Source organism: Chitinophaga sp. CCNWYY40, assembly GCF_037483205.1.
In the GTDB taxonomy this organism is placed as follows: domain Bacteria; phylum Bacteroidota; class Bacteroidia; order Chitinophagales; family Chitinophagaceae; genus Chitinophaga; species Chitinophaga ginsengisegetis.
Window position 1 is genome coordinate 701,063 of sequence record NZ_JBBHLF010000001.1, and the last position, 26,190, is coordinate 727,252.

The window sequence follows — 26,190 nt, forward strand, 5'->3', positions numbered from 1 at the left end:
TGACTGTTTAAGCCATTTCCGGTTTTGTAAGTTCTTTGCAGAGATGCTGGGCTTCAGCTATCGCCAGATCTCTCCTGGGCGCGGCTATCCCTGCTTCTTCCAGGTATGACGCATGTTCCGCTAAAGTTTTGCACAGTATAATTCCTCTCTCCAGTAACCTGCACTTTTCGCTCCGGCTGAGTGTAGTAAGACAGGTAACCGGATATAAACCTGCCTTGTCAATGATATCCTTCAGGCTTTTCCCTGCGGGAAAGTCCCATGACATGAGATGTAATCCCATACATTGTGCATATTGCACGGCGTCCGTTGAGAAGCGGGTATTGGTAATCAGCCATGCCTCGCAGTGTTGTTGTTTTTTTTCATGCGTGCTTTTCCATTGCCGTTCTATATCCCTGAATCTCGATTCAACATAAAGCGGGATCTTTACATCACAGAAAGTTCCCCGCTGCTGATGATATTTGCATTCCATGATATTGGTGATATTGTTTTTAACCGCCAGTATATCTACCTCATGTTTAACACAATGTCCTTCCAGTATCTGGTTGGTTGTTGCCGTGAAACCTTCCTGCCGGAATAGCTCGGCTACGTATTGTTCAAAGGGAAATCCTGATGGCCCCAGTTCAAATATGGCCTGTTTCAACTGGTATCTTCCGGCTGAAGGTTTCGACAGTTTCTTCAGCAACCCATATGCAATCTTGTATATCATACGGGTCGGCATATTGGGATATACCTGCTGATATAACTCATCCAGAACCGTATCAATCACTTCTGGCCGGGCGCCGGACCTTTTCAGGGATTGCCTGATCTTTTCTGCAGAAAAAGGTACTGTAACTCCGGACGCTTTGGTGACCAGTATTGATGGTTGTTTTGTTCCCATATGGATCTATGTTTGATAATACTAAAATTAGGATTTGATTCGGGGCTGTTAAATGACCGGTATTAGGTACTTATCTGATTATAATCACCTGCCGGTATGAGATGGGTCATTTATTTCAACCGCTGCAGGCAATAATTTGGTACCTTAAATCAGAGGTTATGTCAGGTTATTTTGATCATTACTCAGCTAAAGGAAATCACCTGTTAAGTGAGCTGGCAGCAGAACTCGGGGAGCGTGATAATATACCACGCGCTGCGAGGGTGTTACGATGCACACTGCATACATTGCGGCGTTGTTTAAGTATAGAAGAGTCACTTCACTTTATATCACAGTTGCCTTTAATTATTAAAGGCGTGTATGTTGATGGCTGGAAGGTAAGTCACAAGGAGCGCATAAAAACCTGGGATGAATTTTTGCTGGATTTATTTGATGCAGACGGGGCACCGGCAGGCAGTGATTTTGAAGACAGGGAAAGTGCCGCCATAGCGGTTGCAGCGGTGCTAAGGGTATTAATGGCGCATGTTTCGGCAGGAGAGATGTCTGATATTATAGCACAATTGCCGGCGCAGTTAAAAAGCGCGCTCTTAGCGCTGATGACTAACGATTTTTAGGATTCCTTCCCCCGGAGAGATCCGGAAACCCGGTGGCGCGCTTTTTTGTGATCGCCGTTACGATCATGTGTTCCTGTATAGTCCGGTTGTTAAGCCATCGCCATCAATGCCCCGTTTTATCGGCACATTTTCCCGGCACGTCTACTCCCTGAAAATAGCTAAACATAGCAGGCTAGTTTTGTGGTACAAACATTTTTATGAAAGCAGCCACAGAACGTAAAATAATCCGCTGGTTACATATCATACTCAGCATCCCCATCCTGGGGTATATTTATGGGCCGGTAGCGGCCAATCCACCCGCGGCCAATGCAGTGCGTTGGGTGTTTTTGCCGGTAGTGGCGTTAAGCGGTATATGGATGTGGAAAGGGCATTTGCTGAAGAAGAAATTGAACAGGCAGCGAAAGCCGTGAGGGTTTGAATATCGTGAAACTCTGGTCCCTGAATTTCTATATATCAGCTACAAATGTTTGAGGGTCGACGTTTTATTGGATACGGGTTGTAGTATACGCCTGAATCAGGAGTGATGTAGTATCCGTTTCCTACCGGAAGATCTTTTATTGATGATAGCGTTACATTAAATAAGTAATTCGATATAATTTACCTGGTAACTATGGCTTTCTTTTTATTATCTTCTTTTAGAAATAAATAATGCCCAGTTCTCCATCTGTTTCAAAGATGGTAGCATTACCCACCTGGTGACTTCTTAATATTTTAACAGGTGGATTTGTTTCCCCGTAAATGCCTGTCAGTTGTGCATATTTTTCGCCTTGCTGTTCTATAATTGAAACAGTATTCCCGGATGCGTCATCGTAATCATTTCCATATACCATTCTCATGGTGTAGGCGGTAGGGAACGCATCCCCCGCCTGCAGGGTTTGCAGCTGAAGCTGTCGCCCGGGAACAATTGCGGTAATCAGTAAAGTGTTATAATTATAAGGCCTAGCCATTATTTTATTCAGAAAGGTTTCCTGGCTGATATTATTCCGCCGGTAACTGTCGCTTGCCGGGAGAAAGATCGTGTAGGACCGGTTGGTATTTGCTATATACAGCAACACAGAATCGTAGATCCTTTTGTGAACATCCGGATAGTTCCCACCGGCCAGTACAGGATAACCGCGCACCAACGTATCCATATAAGAAAATGCAGGGTCCAGGTGCAGCCAATCCTTTACGGTATTGACTGCATAGCTGACATGCCTGATAGGGAAAGGGACAGGAAAAGTATCTGAAGGGCCATCGTATGTATGCCAGGATAAAAGCCCGGTATTCGTATTTGCTGGCAGTTTAACAAAGAAGGTATCCCTGTCTTTTTTTGAAACAAGCTGTAGTGCATCGTTTCCGATATAGAAAAAATTATCGTTATTCTGTTCACTGAAATTCTCCGTATATAAAGCAATGGTATCGCCTGCATACGCATAGCTTGGCCAGTAGCTTTTTATCAGCGGAGTAGGCTTTACCGCTATTTCAGGACCATTGGCGCTTTTAAATTGCTGGTTGCGGCTAATCGTTACCAGGATCCGGCCGTTCAGTACTTTAGGCGGAATGATAATGGCAAGACTGTCTGCGGACTGCCCCACTATTTCGCCGGGACGCCCGCCGATAAATACTTCCGTAAGCAGGCCGTCCTGGATAAGCGCATGCCCATAAATGGTGAGGCGGTCGCCGGCCTGTACAAACGTTCTGCTTAGTTTGCTGATCAGCGGTGTTTGTATAACAGGGCCATCTGCCGAAGACGAATCTTTCTTACAGGCAAAAAGCAAACACAATAGTAAAATGCCGGGTATATATTTAAAGAAGAAAATTGTTTTCATGATTGCGGTTGTAAGGTCAGAAATTGGTGATGGTAGACAGGTTGATGGTTTTATTTACATTGCCATCCATAGGCTGCCGGTAGCCCCGGAGGATCACAGTATAGCATTTGCCTGCCTCTAGTGGAACCGATTTGCGGACCAGCGTTCTTTCTTCACCCGTAGTATCATCCCGGTACATGATCCGGATAGCTGGCTTTGGACCCGGGGAAACGGTGGCATAATCACTTACACCGTGGAAGGCAAGGTGGTTAATAGTGTTAATGGCGGTAGTATCTATCTTCACATATACGGCGCCCATATCCGGGCTTAGATGTACCAGTCTTATTTTTGCATGATCCGGATCTGGCTTTACATCATCCCGGGTATAAAGTATTTCATAAAATCCCAGGCTATCCAGCAGATAGAGCGTATAATGTTGCTGGTCTTCAAATTTTAGCAGGGTCTCCGAAATTTTATGAGCATTGAGGGGCAGATTTGTTGTATCGGTAAACCCGATTTTAAAAATGCCGGTATCAGTGTAAGTATATTTGGAGAAGTTAAAGGCGCCTACCAGCCCATTACCATTATCATTATAGCTACGGGGGCCATAAGGCGCGTTATTCACCAGCACCATACTGTTGGTGCCATAAAAATCCGGCACCCCATTGTATACCATCAGGTAGGCAAGGGGAGGAGCAGTTGGTAATTCACTATCCTTCTTGCATGATATCAGTAACCATCCTGCTGTAAAAACCAGGAGAAGATATTTTTTCATAGTTATTTTTGACTTTAGATTATTTTCCAATGGCTATTTTTACGATCCTCACATCTGCGCCACAGCACAAATAGTCATAACCTACATACAGATCGCCAAATTGATCAAACACAATCCTGTTGGGCCTGCCGAGAATACAGTTATTGCCCGGATGTGCATCCTGCATAAAAGCTCTCTGGGATTTGTATTCCGGGGGAATAGGATTTTGCATAGGGCCTCCGGCAATTACCGCAATCGTTTCTGACCTGAGATCCATTTTGTAAATAGTGGTGAACCCAAAAACAATGTTCCCGTCGAAATCGGTATCATAAGTGGTGATCGTGTAAGGTAAACTCACTTCTTTGAAAGTACCGGTTTCGTAATCACTACGCTGTGTGTCCGGTAACCCCACAATGGTGGATACTTCACGGGTATCCAGGTTTACTTCTGCGATATTGGTGCCCCAGCCGGCGCCATTACTAAGAATATAGAGCTTGCCATTGCCTGCCATCACCATGTTGGTGGCATTATAAAAACGTACTTCATCACCAAATCCATCACTATGTTCTACGAGATCGGTATAAAATACAGTATGATAGGTAATGCCATCTGCATCTTCAAAATCATACGCTTCCCTGCTAACTTTTCCCATCACCGTTTGTATGCTTCCATCTGGCTTAAGCACCCGGAGTAATGTGCCCTGATCCAGGAAGTAGAGATCTCCCTTTTTATCAAAAGTGAGGCCGGTGGGTGAAGTAATCATTGCTGAATCTGCCGGGCCATCTTCCAATCCGCGGTAGTTCATAATTTCATTGGAATAATACACATCTACGCTGCGTTTGTTATTACCGGCAATGGTGGCTACTTTACCGGTAGCAGGGTCCAGACTCTGGAGCAGTGTATAGTCGGCTGGTTTTTCGTTGGGGGATGCAGGTGTTATTCTGAACTGGTTCCTGAAATATAATTTGCCGTCGGGTCCGGGTTTCATGTCCACGGTGTTGCCCCCGGCAACGCTATAATCATCTGCACTCAGTTTGAGCTTACCGGCAGTGGTAGCAAAATAGTCATTCCCACCGCCTGCAATGGTGGTGACCATTCCGTTTTTGATCATGCGGATGCGTAAGGAGTGATCGCTTTCCTGAAAATCGACAAAGTAAAAGGTCTGGGTATTGCGGTCGTAGGTCAGCTGTTTTACTACGTTCACTACTGCCTGTTTGGAAGGACCGTCTTTCAATTCAACAGGGAAAATGTATTCAAATACACCGTCGCTGTTTTTTATGCTATCGGAATAGGAGAAGAGGAAAGGGATTACGGTCACCTGGTTTGGAATAAGGATATTCGGCCGTTTTACCACAAATGGGAGCGCGGGTTTGGTGATCCCGTTCACGGAGAAGTAAATGTTACCCGGACCAATACGGGCCGCTTTAGGAACCGTGATATTAAAGGTATCCATAGGTACCTGTACGTGTTCTCCGGTAGATGTTAGAAGTGTACCAGTGCCTTTCCCATGGGTAACTACCGGGGCTTCTGCATCTGAAACAAATATTTTGACAGCCGCTGAAGGATCACCGATCTTGGCGTATACCGTAATTGTTTCATCGATCTGTGCTTCTGTAATGTTCGTCCCGGCTTTTACTACTTTAATAATGCCGGATTCATTATTCTGAACATCCAGCTTTTCCCTGAATTTATTACAGCAGCATAAAAGGAGCGGAAGGAGAAGGAGGTATTTTGTTTGCATATGAGTAAATATCATGACAATCAGAGAATAATGTTTAACGCAAATGAATAGTAAGGATGCTGGTAATACCTGCGGTAGATAATGTCTGCCTCTTCAAAAGGCAATACCTCGCCGGGTTTGGGGGATGCACCTTTTAACTGATCATAGTGATAGTTGTGTTTCCAGTCCTGGTAAAGCATTACGGGAGTGTTTAAAATATTCTGTACACCGGCGCCGATGCTCCAGGTTTTATTGATGCGTTGCCGCCAGGTAAGATCCAGTTGATTCCGGGCTTTCATCATGATGTCGGTATCCGCTCTTTTCCCTTTGTTGGCGCCTACTGCATAGATGTAGTCGGCGGCGCGGTTGTAGGTAGCGGAAATTTTTGTGCCGAGACCGGGGTTTTCGTAATTGAGCGCGGCATTGATCAGGTAAGGGGATTGCCCTTGCATGGGTCTGGACCTGGTGCCTTCATAACCTACATACTGCGGCATGGAAGGTACGTCCACATTGCTTTTGAACCAGGAGCCATTCAGTACCACCGATAAATTCCGGAAGAAATTACCGGAGATAAAATCCAGGTTTTTCCTCAATTCCGCTTCTATGCCATATACCTGCGCTTTCCCGGTATTCACGTATACAAACTGGTCGAAGCCTTCACTGAAGATCATCCTGAAACGTTCAATGGGCCGGTCGAGTTGCTTATAAAAGAAGCCTACATTTATCAGTTCATTGCTACGGGCGCCATGGGGATACCATTCCAGGCGTAATTCTGTATTGTGGATATTGACTGTTTTCAGATTGGGGTTTCCGTTGTAGGTTTCCTGGTCCAGGTAGTTAATATATTGCATGGGGGCGGCCTCTCTGAACTCTGGCCGGTTCAGCGTTTTGCCATAACCGATGCGGATGATCAGCGAACTGTCGGCCTTGAAGGACGCATTAACGGAGGGCAGCACGCTGGTGAGTGGCTGGTCTACGATAAGCGGGTAGGCAGCCAGCCCGTTTTCGTAGGAACCCAGGATGCGGAAGTGGTTGTCTTCAATTCTAACGCCGCCGAATATATTAAGCCGGTCGTGTAACAGGTTGATGTCGGAACTGATGTAACCTGCTTTCAGTGTATTATCGGCGTAGTATTGATTATTGGGGGTTGTTTTTTCCAGCCACCGGTACCCGGTTCCGTCTGCGCGGAACATGGAGGGGTCAAAATAATGCTGCAGGTATTTTTCTTCAATGACGTGGCCATTTCCTATTACCTCGCCGTTGTCGCCGTCATATTTTGAACCCCGTATGGCCAGGTTGGGATCGTAGAGGTTTACACCGTTTACGATAATAAAGATACGGTTATTGAAATCCCTCATTCTCGACTGGTAATAGCCACCGGCTTTGAATCCCCATACATCCGTGATCCGGTAGTTCAGGTCGATTTTGCCCTGGTAGCTTTTTTCGGTAATGTCGTTGAAAGAGCGGGACAGGGTATAAAAGGAGATGAGTTCCGTGCTGAGGGCCCACGGGTTTCCTCCTGCATCGGATAGCTGCCTGTTTAAGGTATAGTCGCGGTTATCCGGCTCCTGCTTGTGGATGGTGGAATAGCCTGCATTTGCTTTCAGTTCATTTCTTTTGTTTTTTCCAAAATTGTAGGTTCCTGCAAGCTGACCGGAGTACAGGGTATTTTGTACATAATAAAGATTGGTATGGCGAAATTCCTGGCCCGGGTAATCATCCAGTTTCCGGTAATCTTCTACAGCAATACGTTGATTATTGACGTTGAAAAAATTATGGAGCGCCAGTGTTAGCCGGTCGCTCACCTGCATCTCATTATCCTGTATAACAGAAATCCTGGCGGCATGAATACCCTGCGTAAGCTGGCCATCATAAAACTTATATAACGAACGTTGTTCTGAAAGCCTTTGTTCATGTGTATTGGAGTAAGAAACGGAGCTAAGGTTTTTCAGGTATTTCCGTCCTGTTTTCCAGGCATCATAATAATTGAGATTCAACCGCAGGTCCGGCAGCGCCTTATAGGTTTTATCCAGTACATAAATGTTTTTGAACTGTTTTGAATACCCGGCATTTTCTGCAGGGGTAAGGTGATTGAAATTCGCAGCTCTTGGTATGCCTGAGGGTAGTTTGCGTGTACCATCATCAAACCCCAGGAAATCATATTTACCGCCTGCATAAGACCATACGTTATCGAATGTAGAACCGGAACGGTATTGAGTAGAAAGCTGAAGATCCACCTGCCGGGTCATCTGGCTTTTCTTGGTATATATTTTTACAAGGCCGCCTGAAAACTCGCCGGGCAGGTCAGGGGAGGGCGATTTATACACCATCATACGATCAATGGCATTACTGCTGATCACATCATAGGAAAATGAGCGGCTGTCGGCATCATTGGCAGGAGCAATTGCATCGTTGAGATAGGTAAGGTTATATCGCTTGTTTAATCCCCGGACAATGACAAAATTATCTTCCGAGATATTTACACCCGGTACTCTTTTTACCACTTCAGCCGCATCACGGTCCAGCGTTCTGGCTATTTGTTCGCTGGAAATACCGGATACTACTGATTTGGCGTTGTATAATTCCCGGATCAGTTGTGCATCTGTGGTGTTGGCCACCCGTTTCCGTTTAATGGCAGTTACTACTACCGTATTGGCGGTGGTGGATTTCACCTGTAACTTTACATCTACCGTATTATTTCCTGTTTCCACCCGGATCATCTGATGGGTAGTAGCATAGCCGGTATAGGTAACCGTAAGGGTGTATTTGCCGGCCTGTATACTATTGAGGTTATAATAGCCTTTGTCGTCGCTGATGGTAACTTTGCTGGTCCCTTCCAGTCGTACCGTTGCACCGGGCAGGGGCTGTGCATTTTCGAAATCAACAACTCTCCCTTTCAGCATTCCTTCTGTGGATGCAGGTTTTTTGGGAGAAGCAGCCACTTTTCGTACGGCAATATTTTTTCCGGCTACGGCAAATGCAAGACCATAATGTTCTTCCAGGTATTGTAATACTTTTCCCAGGCTTATTTTGGTGAAGTGTACATCGCGGACGGTGATGCTGTTTAATACGGCTCTGTCTATAGAAAAAGTATAGTCCGTTTGCTTTTGTAAGGATTCGAGTAACGCCGGTGCGCTGACAGCGGCAGACGAGTAGTCAACTTTAGTAGTAAGTCCCGTGAATTTTTCCTGTGCCTGTAAACTGAAAATGCTACAACACATCAGCAGGCTCAAACACCATCGCTTTATTTGTATAGGAAGGAATTTAAACGGCAAAGGAATTCCTCTTGCCTTATAGTGCATAAAAAGCATACATTAATTTATTTTAAGAATAGATGATAGCAGGCATGTTGTCCTGCTACTGGTATTGGTTTAAGGCATATTGTAAACGGTAATGTCCTGGCCGCGTTGCTGCATATAGCAGTTGGAAATGAAGAGTATATTATTTAAGATCTCACTACTGCTTTCTTTCCGGAAGATGGCGGTTATCTTTTTATCTGACAATGCTGATTGTGTTCCTTTTGCGTAGTGTATAACCAGGTGATAGCGTGCGGCCACTCTTTGCAACGCATCGGTAAGCAGCAGGTCATTGAATACGAGTGAGCCTTTCATCCATTCTTCCGGATCGCTGATCCTGATCTGTTGCCGTTTAAAAGTGCGGCTGCTTTTTTCGTAATCCATTACATCGCCGGGGTGAAGCTGTGCCACCACCTGATCAATGCTGTCTGCCGGCGCTACTGCCACCATCCCGGTTACCAGTGATACCCGTACTGCTGCTTCATGCGGGTAGGCTTCAATATTAAAGGTGGTACCCAACACACGGGTAGCCAGCTCGCCGGTATACACTACAAATGGCCGGGCAGCATTTTGCGCTACATTAAAGAATGCTTCTCCATCCAGTTTTATACTACGTTCGGCTTTACCGGTAAACGGCGTATAGGATAATTTACTGCCCGGAGCCAGCCACACCTTACTATTGTCGGGTAATACGGCCAGTTCCGGGTTGTTATGGTGGTTGTAAATGGTGGTCCAGGTAATGGGTACGGTGTGCTTCCTCTGCGTAATAAACCAGTATGTGGCGCCTGTTACAATGAACACCAATGCAGCTGCCACACGCAGCCAGTTTTTCTTCCATCCCAGGTAAACGTGTTCAATAGGAATAATTCCCTTTCTGCCATACGTTTTCATTTCCAGCTGCAACAGCATCCGCCGGGTAATGTCTTCGCCGATGTTATCGGCAGGCACTTCTTCCCACGATTGCTCCATGAGAGCAATAAATTCCTGGTGATCCTGTCCTGCCAGGTAACTGAGCACCCGCTCTTCCTCCTGTGGTGTGCATGTCCCGTCAAAATATTTACTAAGCAATGCTTTATCTATCTTCATGAAGTGCATTTAAAACCTCCGCTTATAATAACACAGCACGGGCACAGCAAAACCCTACCGCGAAAAGTGGAGTTAACATTAGGATAACATTGGGGAAGATGGTGTATGAATTAATCATTATCTTTTACCGGAGCAGCAACAAAAGATAAATCTTTTCCAACTTTGTGGCTCCCGGATAACGGGAAGCATCAGCAATATGGACACGCAATCACTTCACCTGGAGGAAAGGTTTAAGCGGATCTACCTGGAGAATAAGGACCGCCTTTATCATTTTGTAAAGCGATATACTAAAGATCCCCTTATAGTGGAAGACCTTGTGCAGGAGTGTTTCATTAAGGTATGGGATAACCTGCCTTCGCTGAAAGACGATGCTATGATCTATCCCTTGTTACGCACCTATGTTTACCGTATTGTAGTGAATCATAATCAGAAAGAAGCAAGACGTTTGTTACGCGATGCCGCCTTTAATGAAAAGCAACCGCTTTCTGTATCTTTTGAAGAAGACTTCCTGTTTAAAGATGGATGGCGTAGTTTTCATGAAGTGATTAACACCCTACCGGAGAAGCGCCGTAAGATATTCCTCCTCAAACAGCAACATGGTTACACGCACCAGGAAATTGCCGACCAGCTGAAGGTGAGTGTAAAAGCAATTGAGAAACACCTGAGCCTGGCAAACCAGGTACTGCGCGAGAAATTTGTGGCGGATAAGTTAGTGGTGGTATTAATATTGTTAAGTATGCAGGCGGAGTTTATGTAGCTATGTAATCTGAGTACACCTTAATCATACCCCAGCTGTCACATCCATAATTTATCAACATTCCTGTTTAAAATCCGGTGATGGATTAGTAATTTGCAGGCGATGCCGCTTTTTGAAGCAGCTATTTTATAGAAATTCATTTGTCTTTGGTATACCTTCCTGCGAAAATTCATATTCAGGGATTATTCTATTTTTACTGACAAACTGTTAACGACATAGGATTGAGCAACAATAGTTTAGACACGAAACAGGATGAGCAGGAGGTGCTGAAACAGGTTGCACTGGGGGACGAGCGGGCATTCAATCGGATCGTCAGAAAATATTCCCAGGTAATCTATCCCTATCTCCTTTACTGGCTTAAATCGCCTCAACTTGCCGAGGAGGTGGCCCAGGATGTTTTTCTGCGCATCTGGAAAAACAGGCATAAACTCCCTGACATCAGCAATTTTTCAGGCTATGTATATGTGATCACCCGCAACTGCGTCAACTCCCAGTTTGAGCGTGGGTTACCGGAAACGGAAGCCCCGGATATCATTCAAATCGATCAGACGCTGACTAATCCTCAAACAGATCTGGAAACCAAGGAGCTGGCAACCATCATGAGCCGGGCCATTGACTCCCTGCCGCCACGGCGCAAAGAGGTATTCCTGTTGAGCCGCAACGAACAGCTCACATACGAGGAGATTGCCGCACGATTAGGCATTTCGAGGAGTACGGTGCGGGAGCATATGGTGGAAGCATTGGTTTTCCTGCGAACCTATTTAAAGAGAAATGCCGGGGTCATTATTACCTTGTTATATGCGTTAATTAACCAGTGGTGAAGCAGCCATTAAATAATTGTCAATATTTTTTTTATTCCGACCCGTCCTACCCCTGTTTAAACCGGGTCTTTATTACTGATTATAATGACTGAACAGCAACTGACATATTATTTTGAACGATACGCCCAGGGAAAACTGAGCGAAGAGGAGCGTGTTGTTTTTACCGGTTTGCTTAAAGATCCGGCCAATAAGGAAATGGTAGAGCAGATTTTGGACAGGGATTGGCCATTATGGGAAAACAACCAACTGGACTTCTCGGAGGAGATTGCCCGGATTGAACAGGGCGTGGCTTCCAGGATCCACGCTGATACTGCTGTTTCCGGAGTACGCCCGGCGCATCGTATACGTTTCCTGCAAAAATGGGGCTGGGCCGCTGCAATATTGATCCTGCTGGGAGCCGGGACTTACTTCTACACCACCTCAAAGAAAACCGGAAAGGATTTCGTGAAAGGGAAAGCAATATCAACTCCAGGTATTTTACCCGGATCCAATAAGGCGCTGCTTACTTTATCAGACGGAACAACCATTCCACTCGACAGTGCCGCCAGGGGCGCTATTGCGCAACAGGGGAGTGCTTCGATTGTTAAAACGGCCAATGATGAAATTATCTACGATGCCAGGGGCCTTTCCCAGGGCGAGGTGATGATGAATACCATGTCCACGCCACGCGGCGGACAATACCGCCTCACGCTTCCTGACGGAACAACCGTGTGGCTGAATGCGGCAAGTGCTGTTACGTTCCCGGTTGCATTTACAGGAAACAACCGCAAAGTGAAAGTAAGCGGTGAAGTATATATGGAAGTTGCGAAAAACGCCAAAATGCCTTTCATCGTGGATGTTGATGGAAAAGCCATCGTTGAAGTGTTGGGAACCAGTTTCAATATCAACTCCTACACTGACGAAGGCGCGATCGCAACAACGCTTGTTGAGGGCAGGGTGAAGGTGTTATCAGCCAATGCTGCGCCGTCTGGTGGTGTGACGCTACTTCCCGGTCAGCAGGCATTGCAGCAGCATAATATAGCCACCATCACCGTCAATGCTAACGCCAACCTGGAGCAGGTGCTGGCCTGGAAAAATGGCACTTTCAGTTTCACGGGCAAATCCTTTTCATCTGTTATGAAAGACGTTGAAAGATGGTACGATATCCAGGTCAGGTATGAGGGGGCTATTCCAACAAGGAAATTGAAAGGAGAAATGGACAGGGGCGTTCAGTTAACTGATCTGATCCGTTTTCTGCGGGGTTTCGGCCTGCATGTTGAATTGAAAGACCGGACATTGATTATAGGAGAAAAATAAATGTTGAACCGAAATCTGATTCAGGCCGGTAAATCCCGGTATGCTGTGATATGTTCGTAAAATAATTTGCCAACAAACCAACCATATAATCTATCCCTGAGGCTACCAGTCCCGGGCAATGAGGATATTGAGCAATTATCCTGATAATTCCCCTTGATGGGGCCACATATACAACTCCTTACTCAAAGCAAAAAGCCAATGATGGGGAAACATCATTGGCCGAGTAGTTTAGGTAACATTCAAAAACAAAGTCTGCACAGACTGTTTATTCAGCACCTAAATCAGTTTCAAAGGTATGACAAAAACTGCTTTTTGTGGATGGCCTGCCCGTGGCGGTACCCATCCCTTCACCAAAATCGTGTTAGTGATGAAACTAACTTTCTTTCTTCTTACAGCCGCTTTTTTTAATGTGGCAGCCAACGGATTTTCTCAAAGTGTGACCTACTCAGGTAAAAATGTATCTCTCGAGACGGTTTTTTCTGCTGTAAAAAAACAAACCGGCTATTTATTTTTATACCAGGAAACAGATTTGTCGGGAGCAAAACCGGTTACTGTTCAGGCTACCAACGAACCACTTCTGCAGTTTCTTGAAAACGTGTTCAGAAACCAGCCATTAAAATACCTGATTGGAAGCAAAACGATCAGTATATATCCCATCGCGCAGCCTGCCGGAAATAATACCACGGCCGTATCTTCCGACCAGCTTTCATTATTTCCTGTCAGTGGTATTATTCTTAACCGTGAGGGAGAACCCCTTCCCGGCGCGAACGTACTTATTAAAGGAACAAAGACCGGCGTTGCAACGAAGGCCGATGGTTCCTTTACGCTTAACGCCAATGCAGGCGATGTGTTGGTGATAAGCAGGATCGGGTACGGAAGTATGGAACTGAAATTAATCTCCGCCACAAATGCTGTGGTAGTGGCTTATCCCGACAGTAAAGCCGATGGGGTAGCGCTTAAAGCCGGTCAATCCATCTTCACCGGTTCAGGTTTTAGATTAATACTCCCTCCGTCTATCTCTAAACTTGACGAAGTACAGATCATTGCTTACGGCACCACTACGCAACGTTTTAACACGGGTAGTGTTACCAGTATAAAAGCAGAAGAGATAGCGAGACAACCGGTAAGTAACGTCCTCGAAGCATTACAAGGCAACGTGCCGGGCCTCTTCATCACGCGTTCCAGTGGCAATCCCGGTAGCCAGATGAATATTTCTATCCGGCAACAACAATCCATTCAGCTGTCCACCGGCAACAAAAATATGCCGCTATTCATTATCGATGGGGTACCGTTCGTGGAAACGCCATTTTCCAGCGCAGGGGCTTCCGGACCGATAGACCCTATGAACTCCATTAACCCGGCAGATATCGCAGATATATCCGTATTGAAAGACGCCGATGCAACTGCCATCTATGGCTCCAGGGGGGCGAATGGTGTTATCCTCATCACCACGAAAAGAGGTAAGGCATCAGAAGCACATTTCGATTTCAACGTTTACACGGGCGCCGGTAAAGTAACCAACTATTTACCGATGCTGAATCTTTCCGAATACCTGGCTATGCGCAGAACCGCTTTCGCCAACGATAATGATACGCCCGGTTTTTCCAATGCCCCGGACCTCACCGTTTGGGATACTACAAAATCCAGGAATTTCCTGAAAGATTATATCGGCAACACCGCCAATCAAACGGAGGTTACAGGCGCATTTTCAGGAGGAAATCAATATCTACGTTACCGCTTCTCCAATACGCTGAGGCATGAATCCACTGTATTTCCCGGCGAATGGGGATACAACCGCTATTCTTCTCACCTCAGTATAGACAATACTTCGCGTAATGGTAAATTCACGCTGGGGGCTTCTGTTATGTATACGAAGGAATCCAACAACCAGGTTGCTACTGATCTTACCCGTGTTGTGTATATATTACCGCCCAACTATCCTGTACATAACCAGGATGGCAGTTTAAACTGGACCGGCGGATTCACCAATCCTGATTCCTACCTGTTGCAATCGGCCAGCTTCAAATCGGATAACCTGTTGGCGAATGCTAATTTAAGATATAACATATTACCAGGATTAGATGCAAAAGTGAGTCTTGGATACAATAAAATAGCACAAACAAACGAAACACATCTTCCTAAAACCTCTCTTGATCCCAATGGCAGCTCAGGAGAATCGGCCGCTACATATACATCAGACTACATTGAAAGCTATATCGTAGAGCCACAATTAACTTACAACAGAACATTGGGCGATGGCCGGCTTAGCGTGCTGGCAGGAGGAACCTGGCAGCAATCCAGCTTTGCAGAACCATATTATGTAAGAGCTACTGGCTTCTCCAACGATAAGCTGATGAGCTCCTGGACAGCAGCCTCCAATATCAGTTACAAAGGCAGCAGCTTTAAAGAGTATAAATACGTTTCCGCATTTGGACGTATCAACTATATCCTGAAAGACCGTTATGTTTTCAATCTCACCGGCCGTAGGGATGGCTCTTCCCGTTTCGGTCCTAACCGCCAATTCGGTAATTTTGGCTCTGTTGGTACCGGATGGGTATTCAGTAGTGAGCAATGGACAAAAACAACCCTTCCCTGGCTGAGTTACGGTAAGCTCAGGGCCAGCTACGGAACAACCGGGAATGACCAGATCCCGGACTATGGATACCTGGCATCCTATGGCAATCTTTTTTATCAATATGGCAGCACAGGAATTTATCCTTTGCGGAGCGCCAATCCTGATTACGGATGGGAGTCTAATCGCAAATTGGATATTGGCCTGGAAACCGGGTTCCTGGATGATCAGCTCTTTCTTTCTGCTTCCTGGTTTTCCAGCCGCACAGATAACCAGCTGGTGAATTCTCCATTATCCTCCCAGTCGGGATTTACTTCCTTTACCGGTAATATGCCGGCATTACTGCAAAGCTCGGGGTGGGAGTTAGAGTTGAAAACAAAGAATATCAGTCGTAAGAATTTTTCCTGGAATAGTTCTTTCAACATTACCATACCCCGTAATAAACTCATCTCCTTCCCCGGTTTAAAAACAACAAGCTATGCTTATGTATATATGGAGGGGCAGCCTATCAGCAACTATGGCGGGTATCATTATACCGGTCTGAAAGACGGTATCGCTACTGTTGCGGATCTCAACCATGACGGGAAATTTACAACAGGGTTGTTGGAAACCGCCAATGGAGATTACCAGGTTATAGCCGCCAGTATCCCCGATTTCTATGGTGGATTCAGCAACTCTCTTAAACTCGGCAGGTTTCAGCTGGATGTCCTGTTACAGTTTGTGAAACAGACCAAATCCTCTGTTCGCTCATCAGTAGGCACACAACCGGGGGGATTGTCTAATCAGGATGATCAGATTATTGCTGATGGTTTCAGGCCATCAACACTATCCGGCAGTGAGGCTACCTATGCCTATAAAAATTATTACCTGCTATCAGATGGTAGTTATTCAGATGCCAGTTTTATAAGACTGAAAAACCTGAACCTGTCTTATGAGCTGCCATCTTCCTGGGCAAAGTCAATCCGGTTAATATCAGCCGGGGCATTTATCAGGGCACAAAACCTGTTTACCATCACCAACTACCTGGGATTTGATCCTGAAACCGGCGGCGCTGTATTGCCACCGATAAGACAAATTGCAGCCGGTATTCATTGCTCACTTTAAACAATAGGGAAATGAAAAAACAACTCTTTTTATATACTTGTATAATGTTATTGACGGGATGGATGATGAGTAGCTGTAAGAAATTGATTGAGATAGGACCACCGAAAGACCAGCTAATGTCCAACAGCGTATTCCTGGATTCAACTACGGCGGAAGCAGCGATGATAGGCTTATATGCCAACGTGGCGAATCCGAATCCAGGCAATGACATGGGTACTTCTATTACCATGTTCAATTGTCTGTCGGCGGATGAAGCGTACGGATATTCTATGAATTATTATGACGACTTTACGAATAACTCCCTAACGCCCATGATCTATTATGTAGATGGGTTATGGAGTACGATTTATAAAAATGTTTACATCGCCAATTCTGTTATAACCGGGCTCGCTGGATCTCCCTTATCCGAAGCATACAAACAAAGAGCTACGGGGGAGGCTAAGTTTTTACGGGCGTTATGTTATTTCTACCTGGTGAATGAGTATGGAGCCGTTCCGGTGGTAACGGCTACCGATGTACATATCACTACCAGCCAGGCCCGCGATAACGTGGATGCAGTTTATGATCAGATAGAAAAAGATCTTACAGATGCGCAAAAAGTATTGCCCGCTACATTAGACATCTATGGCGGCAAGCGTATACGCGCTACTACCTGGGCTGCTGATGCATTATTGGCCAGGGTATATCTTTACAGGGGAAAATGGCAATTGGCCGAAAGTACGGCTACTGCCGTTATCAACAACCCTGGGTTGTTTAGTATGAATGACTCCCTCAACCAGGTATTCTTAGCCAACAACAAAGAAGGCATCCTTCAATTTGTAAATAGTATCACCAGTTCCTGGATTGCCAACAGCTTCGTTCCTTCTGCATTAAGTACAACTCCCAAGTTCGTGCTTAAAGATGGCCTCTATAATGATTTTGAACCTGGAGATAAGCGAAAAACCAGCTGGGTTGGGTTTAAAAGTTACGGGGGCATCGACTATCCATATCCTGCAAAATACAGGTATATGGCAGGTGTTGGCGCAGTGGAATATAACCAGGTATTACGCTTGCCGGAACAGTTTTTAATCCGTGCCGAAGCGCGTACACAACAATCCAATTATATACAGGCCGCAGCCGATATTAATATGGTCCGGTTAAGAGCCGGTTTGCCAAACACTAAAGCCACCGATAAAGGCACGCTAATGGCTGCTATTGAACATGAACGCCGCATTGAATTTTTCTGCGAATGGGGATCCCGCTGGTTAGATCTGAAAAGATTGCCCGGCATCAACAATCCTTCTACCTCCAGGGCGGATGAAGTATTATCCCAGCTCAAAGGAAGTCAATGGCAGTCGACGGATGTTCTTTATCCCATTCCGCAATCGGCCATCAATTCCAATGTAAACTTAACTCAGAACAAGGGATACTTTTAGAGCTAAACAGAAACCAAACATATTATGCGTTATCAATTATTATTCAGGCAATGGCTGCCTGCCGCCCTCCTCATGACCGGAACGGTTGTGGCAAAGGCGCAACCTGGCCATACAAAGCCGTTTACATTAAAAGGGCAGATAACTGCCCCGCAATACCCGGGCAAACTTTATCTTCAATATGAGCTGAATGATAAAGAGATGGCAACCGATTCTGTATTGCTGCAAAAGGATGGACATTTCGTATTCAGGGGCAGGTTGAGCAGACCGGTATTGGCAAGAGTATTTATGAAACCACCGGATAGCAGGTATGTTGCCAGGCGTTTTTATTTAGAACCCGGGGAAGTTGAAATCAACGCCACCGGCTCCCTCGATTCAGCAACTGTAACAGGTAGTCCGGATACCAAGACCCTCGATGAATTTGTTCAGCATGGAGATAAATATGCCGGTACTTTTACCGCTCTGAATACAAGAGCTTACTGCAACCGTGGCATGAAAGACTCCATACGGGCTATTAATGCGGAACAGGAGCAGGTGAGGAAGAAATTTAATGATGAAATAGCCGGTATCATCAGGCGGCATCCCGGCGCTTATGCCTCCTGGGATATGGTGTATAATTACCGCATTGCTTTAGACCCTGAAACGATTACACCGCTATTCGGGGCGCTCAGTCCCGTATTTAAGAATTCGGAAGCAGGAAAAGCCCTGGCAAAGCAGATCGCCCATGTGAAGAAAATAATGGTTGGCTCACCCGCCCCGGACTTTACACAGGCAGATGTAACCGGGAACGCCGTGAAACTGTCCTCCTTCCGGGGCAAATATGTGCTGGTTGATTTCTGGGCCAGTTGGTGCGGTATCTGCCGGGCTGAAAACCCCAACGTGCTGCGTGCCTACGATGCCTATAAAGACAAAGGCTTCACCGTGTTAGGTGTATCCCTGGATGATTCCCTGCACCGCCAGCAATGGATACAGGCCATCAGAGAGGATAATATGCCCTGGCAGCAAGTGTCTGATCTGAAAGGAAGAAATAATGAAGCTGCCGTTGAATATGGCATCAAAGGAATTCCTCAAAATGTACTCATAGATCCGGATGGCAGGATAATAGCCAAAAATAAGCGCAACAACGATCTGATGAACACACTGATGGAAATCTTTGACCACGGTTATAATATGCGTATGGATGGAGATATAAAAGGCAGGAACGACAGCGTTATTGTTTTTAAATATTATAAAGACAACGGGTACCAAAACGATACCGTATCCATTCACGACGGCAAATTTACCTGGCTGGCTGAAATGCAGGAGCCACAGCGGGTGAATGCTACTATCTTACCAGAACGCAAACAGCTTACCTTCTTCTCTGATATCGGTTACCTGCAATTATCAGTTAACATGGATTCGTTGCCGGACTTCACATTAAAAGGCTCCAATATTCAGCTTGAAGCAAATCAGTTCTTTGCTGCTGCAAGGGAACTGAATCATGAGCAAAAGGAATTGCTGCAACAACTCACCGATGCCCCGCAGGAGGAAAGGCCCAAAATAGGAGAACAACTGCTTTCCTTATCCAGAAGCCGGTATACGGCGAATGTTAAAAAGTACGTTGAAGAGCACCCCTACAGCCTGTTTTCATTGCAACTGGTAAAGGATATGGCGGAAGATATTTCGGGTCCGAAATACAATACCGTTTACCCGCTTTACACATCGCTTCCGGAAGTAATCCGCGGAACGCCCGCCGGCAAAAGAATAGACGCGATGTTACCCATGATGAAACGAAGCGCCGAAGGAGCAATGATTGCAGATTTATCTCAACCCGATACCAGCGGACAGGAAATATCTCTTTCCAGCTTTAAAGGAAAATATGTACTGATAGATTTCTGGGCCAGCTGGTGCGGGCCTTGTCGTGCAGAGAATCCCAATTTGCTGAAGGCATACAATATTTACAAATCCAAAGGGTTCACAATAGTGGGTATCTCCCTCGACAGCGATGCCGGCAAATGGAAGAAGGCCGTTAAAGATGATCAATTACCGTGGACACAGTTATCTGATCTGAAAGGCCGGGAAAATGCGATTGCACAGTATTACAATGTGCGTGGCATCCCCTGGAATATCCTGATTGATCGTGATGGCAGGATCGTCGCTAAAGATTTAAGAGGCTTTGCTTTGGAGAAGGAACTATTGGAGTTGATAAAATAATTTATAACCCTAATGTGTGCAGCCGCGAAACTTCCGGAAGGGAGGACGCGGCTGTTTTTTTGAGAGATATGGAATTTCAGAATTTAATGGAATGAATGAGAATTTTAAAGAAGCCGTTACCCGGATTGTTGCGCAAAGAGCATGATGATTTACAGGAATAGCGTATTATGCTCCGGGAATTAAAAACCACCTGACATGTGTCTATTTTCCTATAACTTTACCCTCCAACCAATAAACACTGCATTTGGTGTACTTACAGAAAGATAGCGAAAAAGAACTGCTCCGGCAGGTGGCCGCTGGTTCTCACCAGGCATTTGAACAATTATTTTTGGAATATAAGGACAGGGTTTATCACGTTGCCGGACTTTATTCAAAGGACGATACGATTGCAGAGGAAATTGTTCAGGAAGTATTTCTGACTGTCTGGAAAAAAAGGGAGTCACTGGAGGAACTGGACGATTTCAGGTCCTGGTTATTTATTCTCAGCCGGAACCAGGTGATCAAATACCTGGAAAAATGGGCAAATAACAAAGCGCTGGAACATGCCTGGGGCAGCCAGGCCGGTCCAACCCAGCCTATAACTGAAATAGCGCAGCACCAGGAGCAGCTGCTCCTGGTGCTGAATGAAGCGCTCCTTTCTCTTCCGCAGCAGCAAAGGATGGTATTCTCCCTGGCCAAACAAGAAAAGTTAAGCTACGAGGCTATTGCAGACCGTCTCGGCATTTCGGTTTTAACTGTAAAAACTCATATGCAAAGGGCCCGGCAAGGTATCCGGTCTTATCTTAAACAGCGGGGCGACCTTTTTATAATTTTATTTATTTTAATGAATTATTAAAAAATTTTTGCGCTCCCTGTACTCCATTTATAACACCTGCCGGTCTTTAGTCTTAAAAGGGGAACTTCCGGATGGATACACGGCATTATTTTCTTGAACTACTGGATAAATATGTAGAAGGTACCCTTCTTCCGGAAGAGGAGCGTGAGTTTGCACTCATGTTGCAGAATCGCAGCTATCATGAGTGGTTATCTGTAGAGATATTAGATAAATTAGAAATGGACCCCGTGGGTCTGAAAAAAATCCCGGAAGAAAGAACTGCAGAAATACTATCAGCAATATTGAAATCAGAACCAACCACTGGTTTGTTGCCTCTAACCGCAGACACTGAGTCTGCGGTTAATCATCGTTCTCCTTTCCCGCTCCGAAGCACCTGGCTCCGTTATGCAGCCATGATTCTACTATTGGCCGGAGCCGCAACCGTATTATATTTGATGTACCAGTCGCCCAAAAACGAAATGGCCCACGTTCCTTCAAAGGTGCAGCCGGATATTCTTCCGGGGGGCAATAAGGCTACGCTGACGTTGTCTGATGGCAGCACTATTGTTCTCGACAGCGCAGCGAACGGATCCCTCGCCAGCCAGGGAGGTTTAAAGATCATTAAGCGGGATGCAGGCATGCTTGCATATGAAGGCCGGAACACCGGTGGAGAGCAATTGTATAATAAAGTCAGTACGCCAAAAGGGGGGCAATATCAACTGATCTTACCCGATGGCACCAAAGTATGGCTAAACGCCGCATCGAGTGTGCGATTCCCTACTGCATTCACCGGGCACAGAACAATAGAGATTTCCGGCGAATCTTACCTGGAAGTAGCGCCTGATCACAACAGACCCTTCTTCGTAAAAACCAGGGGAACCACCATCCAGGTGCTTGGCACCAGTTTCAACGTAAATGCCTATGCTGATGAGGTTGCAGATAAAATATCGTTGCTGGAAGGAAGCGTGAAAATTGGATCCACGGTATTGAAACCGGGACAAGCCTACCGCTCCGGTAAAGTGATGGCTGCCGATCTTGAACAGGACCTGGCCTGGAAAAATGGAGTATTTAATTTTGATAATAAGCCGTTTGAAGAGGCCATGCGGCAACTGGCAAGATGGTATGATATACAGGTTGTGTATGAACGGCCTGTTCGTGAAATTCAGTTTGGAGGTACTTTTAAAAGGAATTTACCTTTGTCTGAGGTGCTGCATTTCCTTGAAGGAGTGGGCCTGCGTTACAGGCTGGAAGCTAACAACAGGCTGGTTATATTGAATAACTGATTTCAGAGATATTAATTCCTGTGCCATAACAACCATTACAATTTCATAGTAAGTAAACCAGGGGGATCAAATAAAAAACCGAAGATGCTGGTAACATCTCCGGTAGGATTATTTGGTTAACCAATAAAAACAATTTTCACTCGAAGAAGTACTGCTTATTTATCAACCAAACCAGGACAAAGTTATGCAATTTTCTGCTTTAAACCAGCCGTCAGGAGCCGGTGTATCTCCGAATGAACGCACGGGGCCGGGGCTATCAACCAAAATACTGTTAGCTATGAAACTAACAATCGTTTTTCTAACTGTCGCTTTTTTTCAGGTGCAGGCATCAGCCATAGCTCAATCAGTCACTTTGAGCGCAAAGAAAATGCCTTTATCAAACGTTTTTAAAATTATTGAGAAGCAAACCGGTTTAAGCGTTTTTTACAATAGTGAACAAATCAAAAACGCCGGTCCCGTTACCTTAGAGGCACGTAATATGCCTGTAGAAGATTTTTTAAAAACTGTTCTGAAACAGGAGCAGCTGAGTTACGAAATTTCTAAAGGAAATATTTTAATCAAATACCGGGAGAAGCCGGTGAAGGCATCGGATTTTGTCGTTCCCATAAAAGTTTTCGGTACTGTTTTGGGCGACGACAAACAACCATTGATAGGCGCAACAATCCGGGTAAAAGGGCAAAAGGTAAGCGCCGTCAGCGATGAGCACGGGAACTTTCAGATAGCTGTTGAACCGGGGGCAGTTATTGTAGTAAGCTACATTGGCTTCGAAGAGAAAGAAGTAAAAATCACCGGCGAGGAAGCCATAAAGATTACACTCAATGCAGTTGAAACAGTATTGGAAGCCGCGGAAATAGTTTCTACCGGGTACCAGAAAATTTCAAGGGAACGAAGTGCAGGTTCTTTTTCCAAACCTAATTTGGATATTATGAAGAACCGTTCCGGTAGTGCAAATATCCTTTCGAGATTAGATGGACTTGTACCCGGACTGGTTGTGAATAACGCGCCCAGTGCCAGTCAGAACCCTTTTTTAGTACGGGGACTGGCAACAATTGGCCTATATGATGAGTTTGGCAACGCCGTACCAGGCGGCGCCAGCAGAAGCCCGTTGATTGTGGTCGACGGTGTTCCCCAGGATAATATATCCGCTATCAATACACAGGATGTGGAAGATATTACGGTGCTAAAAGATGCAACGGCCGCTTCTATATGGGGTACAAGGGCCGCTAATGGCGTTATCGTGGTTACCACAAAAAAAGGGAAAGCAGGTAATAAGCTGAGTATTGAATATGATGGATTTGTAAATTTTCAGGGAAAGCCGGACCTGAACTATATCCAAAGGCTGAACAGCAGGGATTTCATTACCGCCTCCGGAGAGGTATTTCAGCAGAGTAAAGCCAGTTATCCCTTTGGTTTGGCATCACAGTTAGCATCGCTACGCCCTCATCAGGTTATCCAGTACAACAGGGAGGCCGGGCTGATTTCCGCTGCGCAGGAAACCAAAAGCCTGGATAGCCTGGCTGCCATAAACAACACAGGTGAAATTGCAGACCTTTTTTACCGGAATGCCACACTGACCAACCAAACCATTTCTGTATCCGGCGGGGGAAAGGCGTATGCATTTTATGGATCCGTCAGCTATACCGGAACCAGATCAAATCAACCCGGTCAAAAGGATGATCTTTATAAAATCAACTTTCGCCAGGATCTTGTTCTCAACAAAAGCATCTCGCTTTTCCTGATTACCGATATCAGCAATAGCCAAACTTCATCTCCCATTGATATATCATTAAGTCCAAACTTTGTTCCTTATCAGTTATTCAAAGATGCTGCCGGTAATCCCTTAACCATTAATCATATGGGGGATTTCAGCGACGCAAGAAGACTGGATTATCAGAACCGGAGCGGGATTAACCTTGAATATAACCCGCTCAATGAGCGTAACCTCGGCTATAATAAAAGTGACCAGCTATACAGCAGGATAGTAGGAGGAGGTACCGTTAAGATTCTGAAAAACCTGCGTTTTGAAGGAAACTATGGGTACAATATTTTGTCGGCCAACGCAACAGGGTTTTTGGACGCCAACAGTTATTCCGTGCGTAGGGAATTGCTGGACTTTACCGTGGCGGTGCCCGGAGAAGCCCCTGTTTATTATCTGCCAAACAGTGGCGGCAGACTAACAGAGAATAACTCCTACCTGAAAAATTACTCCATCAGGAACCAGCTTGTTTTTGATCAGAACTGGCAAAAACATCAGTTAACCGTGCTCGCCGGACAAGAGGCCACTTCACAGTATGGAAGAGCAACACAGATCATTGTAAGAGGCTGGGACGATAAACTGCAGATTGGACAGCCGATAGATTACAAAACATTAAACGCCGGAGTGGATGGTACAATAACCAATGCCTCTACATTTTTAGATCAGAATTTTACCGGGGGAGAATCACCTGTAGTCAGAACCAGCTCTTATTATTCAAACCTGAGTTACAGCTACATGGGTAAATATACACTGAATGGTAGCTGGAGAAATGATCAGAGCAATTTGTTTGGCAGGGATAAATCTGCACAAAACAGACCGGTGTGGAGTATAGGCGGAAAATGGAGACTTGGTGAAGAGTCATTTATGCCGGGTAATGACTGGTTAAACAGACTTGATCTGAGGGCTACTTACGGCGTTGCAGGAAATGCGCCGCAACCGGGTACAGCTGCATCTTACGATATTTTAAAAGCGGATGCAGGCCCGTATTATGTAACAGGCATGGGGCTGATTATCGGCACGCCGGGTAACGATAAACTAACCTGGGAGAGTACCGTCATTAAAAACGCCGGGGTAGATTTTGGTTTGCTTGGAGGAAGATTAGGCGGATCCATAGATGCTTATATCAAAAACACAACAGATCTGTTGGGTAACCTGCCGGTGAGTCCTTTTTCAGGCTATCAGAATGTGGTAGGGAACCTGGGATCCATACAAAATAAGGGGTTTGAAATTGGTTTGAACTCGATTAATGTGGTTGGTAAGAATTTTTTCTGGAGTACTAATTTTACCCTGGGCTATAATAAAAACAAGGTTATCCGGATAGAATCCCTGGGTACAATTGCCACCGGAACGGAAATGATCAGCCAGCGTTATGTGGCAGGCTATCCTGCTTTTTCATTGTTCGCATTTGATTATGCAGGACTGAACAACAACGGGGATCCGCAAATCAGGCTCGCAGATGGAACCATCACCACTGATCCTGTTGCTTCAAAGGCCACAGATGTAAAATTTATGGGAACCACGCAACCGCTTTGGGCCGGTGGATTATCAAATGGCTTTAGTTACAGGGATTTCTCTTTAAACGTTAACCTGGTGTACAACCTGGGTCATGTGATGTTCCGTGATGTTAATACGTTTTGGAGCGAACCAATGTATGACAACGTTCATGCAGAATTTGCCGACAGGTGGAAAGTCCGCGGAGATGAGAACAAAACAAATATTCCCCGCTACATAGGCAACAAGGCTGAGAACAGCGATAGAAATACCACTTACTATACTGCTGCCAACATTAATGTGTTCAATGCCTCATTTGTTAAAGTGAGAGATATAACACTGGCTTACAATCTTCCGGAAAAATTAATCAACCAGCTGAAGGTCCGGGCAATAACCTTTAGGGCACAGGTGTCAAACCTGATGCTATGGAAAGCAAATAAACTGGGAATTGACCCGGAATTCCAGGATTCCGGACTCTATGGATCCGGTAGAACCTTACGTACTGGTCAGGGTAGCCTTACCCTGGGTGCACATGTTTCATTTTAGGCCTGATAAAC

18 protein-coding genes are annotated in these 26,190 nt (G+C 45.5%); 12 read left to right on the top strand and 6 right to left on the bottom strand.

Annotation, left to right across the window (positions count from 1 at the left end):
• Nucleotides 1–7: 7 nt before the first annotated feature.
• Nucleotides 8–877 carry an ATP cone domain-containing protein gene (locus V7S65_RS02920; protein WP_336386255.1) on the bottom strand — a complete coding sequence of 290 codons (870 nt, stop codon included), beginning with the start codon at nt 875–877 and terminating at the stop codon, nt 8–10.
• Nucleotides 878–1,035: 158 nt separating this feature from the next.
• Between V7S65_RS02920 and V7S65_RS02925 the strand changes: the two genes are divergently transcribed.
• From V7S65_RS02925 to V7S65_RS02930, 3 genes are read left to right on the top strand one after another with little or no spacing between them, the layout of a single operon-like run.
• Nucleotides 1,036–1,488 carry a DUF2267 domain-containing protein gene (locus V7S65_RS02925; RefSeq protein ID WP_159454199.1) on the top strand — a complete coding sequence of 151 codons (453 nt, stop codon included), beginning with the start codon at nt 1,036–1,038 and terminating at the stop codon, nt 1,486–1,488.
• 1 nt (nt 1,489) lies between these two features.
• Nucleotides 1,490–1,708, top strand: coding sequence for a DUF4256 domain-containing protein (locus V7S65_RS32215; protein ID WP_445223249.1), 219 nt, complete (start codon nt 1,490–1,492; stop codon nt 1,706–1,708).
• Nucleotides 1,686–1,898 carry a hypothetical protein gene (locus tag V7S65_RS02930; protein ID WP_079468314.1) on the top strand — a complete coding sequence of 71 codons (213 nt, stop codon included), beginning with the start codon at nt 1,686–1,688 and terminating at the stop codon, nt 1,896–1,898. The genes V7S65_RS32215 and V7S65_RS02930 overlap by 23 nt, the downstream gene beginning before the upstream one ends.
• A 225-nt stretch (nt 1,899–2,123) precedes the next feature.
• Here V7S65_RS02930 and V7S65_RS02935 read toward each other — a convergent pair whose 3' ends face one another.
• The 5 genes from V7S65_RS02935 to V7S65_RS02955 are packed head-to-tail and all read right to left on the bottom strand — an operon-like array spanning nt 2,124 to nt 10,134.
• On the bottom strand, nt 2,124–3,299 hold the full coding sequence (locus tag V7S65_RS02935) for an IPT/TIG domain-containing protein (RefSeq protein WP_336386254.1): 1,176 nt from the start codon (nt 3,297–3,299) through the stop codon (nt 2,124–2,126).
• Nucleotides 3,300–3,315: 16 nt separating this feature from the next.
• Nucleotides 3,316–4,053, bottom strand: a complete 738-nt coding sequence (locus tag V7S65_RS02940; protein WP_336386253.1) for a DUF4397 domain-containing protein — start codon at nt 4,051–4,053, stop codon at nt 3,316–3,318.
• 19 nt (nt 4,054–4,072) lie between these two features.
• Nucleotides 4,073–5,773, bottom strand: coding sequence for a hypothetical protein (locus tag V7S65_RS02945; protein WP_336386252.1), 1,701 nt, complete (start codon nt 5,771–5,773; stop codon nt 4,073–4,075).
• A gap of 20 nt (nt 5,774–5,793) precedes the next feature.
• Nucleotides 5,794–9,063, bottom strand: a complete 3,270-nt coding sequence (locus V7S65_RS02950) for a TonB-dependent receptor domain-containing protein (protein ID WP_339545118.1) — start codon at nt 9,061–9,063, stop codon at nt 5,794–5,796.
• Nucleotides 9,064–9,123: 60 nt separating this feature from the next.
• Nucleotides 9,124–10,134: a FecR family protein gene (locus V7S65_RS02955; RefSeq protein WP_336386250.1), complete on the bottom strand. Its 1,011-nt coding sequence runs from the start codon at nt 10,132–10,134 to the stop codon at nt 9,124–9,126.
• A gap of 196 nt (nt 10,135–10,330) precedes the next feature.
• On the opposite strand from V7S65_RS02955, the gene V7S65_RS02960 reads away from it, so the two are divergent.
• From V7S65_RS02960 to V7S65_RS03000, 9 genes are all read left to right on the top strand, one after another.
• Entirely contained in the window at nt 10,331–10,891 is a 561-nt protein-coding gene (locus V7S65_RS02960) for an RNA polymerase sigma factor (RefSeq protein ID WP_336386249.1), read from the top strand.
• Between the two features lie 221 nt (nt 10,892–11,112).
• Nucleotides 11,113–11,712, top strand: coding sequence for an RNA polymerase sigma factor (locus tag V7S65_RS02965; protein ID WP_168771423.1), 600 nt, complete (start codon nt 11,113–11,115; stop codon nt 11,710–11,712).
• A gap of 84 nt (nt 11,713–11,796) precedes the next feature.
• Complete coding sequence (locus V7S65_RS02970) at nt 11,797–13,008, top strand: FecR family protein (RefSeq protein WP_336386248.1); 1,212 nt, start codon at nt 11,797–11,799, stop codon at nt 13,006–13,008.
• A gap of 295 nt (nt 13,009–13,303) precedes the next feature.
• Nucleotides 13,304–16,684, top strand: coding sequence for a SusC/RagA family TonB-linked outer membrane protein (locus V7S65_RS02975; RefSeq protein ID WP_336386247.1), 3,381 nt, complete (start codon nt 13,304–13,306; stop codon nt 16,682–16,684).
• Nucleotides 16,685–16,695: 11 nt separating this feature from the next.
• A complete protein-coding gene (locus V7S65_RS02980) occupies nt 16,696–18,099 on the top strand; it encodes a RagB/SusD family nutrient uptake outer membrane protein (RefSeq protein ID WP_336386246.1) in 1,404 nt (467 codons plus the stop codon).
• Nucleotides 18,100–18,123: 24 nt separating this feature from the next.
• Nucleotides 18,124–20,289, top strand: coding sequence for a redoxin domain-containing protein (locus tag V7S65_RS02985; protein ID WP_336386245.1), 2,166 nt, complete (start codon nt 18,124–18,126; stop codon nt 20,287–20,289).
• Nucleotides 20,290–20,536: 247 nt separating this feature from the next.
• Nucleotides 20,537–21,124: an RNA polymerase sigma factor gene (locus V7S65_RS02990; protein WP_235015926.1), complete on the top strand. Its 588-nt coding sequence runs from the start codon at nt 20,537–20,539 to the stop codon at nt 21,122–21,124.
• A 71-nt stretch (nt 21,125–21,195) separates the two neighbouring features.
• Nucleotides 21,196–22,386 (top strand): FecR family protein, encoded by a 1,191-nt coding sequence (locus V7S65_RS02995; protein WP_336386244.1) that lies wholly within the window; start codon nt 21,196–21,198, stop codon nt 22,384–22,386.
• 277 nt (nt 22,387–22,663) lie between these two features.
• Entirely contained in the window at nt 22,664–26,179 is a 3,516-nt protein-coding gene (locus tag V7S65_RS03000; RefSeq protein WP_336386243.1) for a SusC/RagA family TonB-linked outer membrane protein, read from the top strand.
• The last annotated feature ends 11 nt before the right edge of the window (nt 26,180–26,190 follow it).

Coding starts and splice junctions, on each gene's coding strand:
- V7S65_RS02995 (WP_336386244.1), top strand. CDS start 21,196: ATGGATACACGGCATTATTTTCTTGAACTACTGGATAAATATGTAGAA.
- V7S65_RS03000 (WP_336386243.1), top strand. CDS start 22,664: ATGAAACTAACAATCGTTTTTCTAACTGTCGCTTTTTTTCAGGTGCAG.
- V7S65_RS02950 (WP_339545118.1), bottom strand. CDS start 9,063: ATGCTTTTTATGCACTATAAGGCAAGAGGAATTCCTTTGCCGTTTAAA.
- V7S65_RS02925 (WP_159454199.1), top strand. CDS start 1,036: ATGTCAGGTTATTTTGATCATTACTCAGCTAAAGGAAATCACCTGTTA.
- V7S65_RS02920 (WP_336386255.1), bottom strand. CDS start 877: ATGGGAACAAAACAACCATCAATACTGGTCACCAAAGCGTCCGGAGTT.
- V7S65_RS02935 (WP_336386254.1), bottom strand. CDS start 3,299: ATGAAAACAATTTTCTTCTTTAAATATATACCCGGCATTTTACTATTG.
- V7S65_RS02930 (WP_079468314.1), top strand. CDS start 1,686: ATGAAAGCAGCCACAGAACGTAAAATAATCCGCTGGTTACATATCATA.
- V7S65_RS02980 (WP_336386246.1), top strand. CDS start 16,696: ATGAAAAAACAACTCTTTTTATATACTTGTATAATGTTATTGACGGGA.
- V7S65_RS02975 (WP_336386247.1), top strand. CDS start 13,304: ATGACAAAAACTGCTTTTTGTGGATGGCCTGCCCGTGGCGGTACCCAT.
- V7S65_RS02960 (WP_336386249.1), top strand. CDS start 10,331: ATGGACACGCAATCACTTCACCTGGAGGAAAGGTTTAAGCGGATCTAC.
- V7S65_RS02955 (WP_336386250.1), bottom strand. CDS start 10,134: ATGAAGATAGATAAAGCATTGCTTAGTAAATATTTTGACGGGACATGC.
- V7S65_RS02970 (WP_336386248.1), top strand. CDS start 11,797: ATGACTGAACAGCAACTGACATATTATTTTGAACGATACGCCCAGGGA.
- V7S65_RS02945 (WP_336386252.1), bottom strand. CDS start 5,773: ATGCAAACAAAATACCTCCTTCTCCTTCCGCTCCTTTTATGCTGCTGT.
- V7S65_RS02985 (WP_336386245.1), top strand. CDS start 18,124: ATGCGTTATCAATTATTATTCAGGCAATGGCTGCCTGCCGCCCTCCTC.
- V7S65_RS02940 (WP_336386253.1), bottom strand. CDS start 4,053: ATGAAAAAATATCTTCTCCTGGTTTTTACAGCAGGATGGTTACTGATA.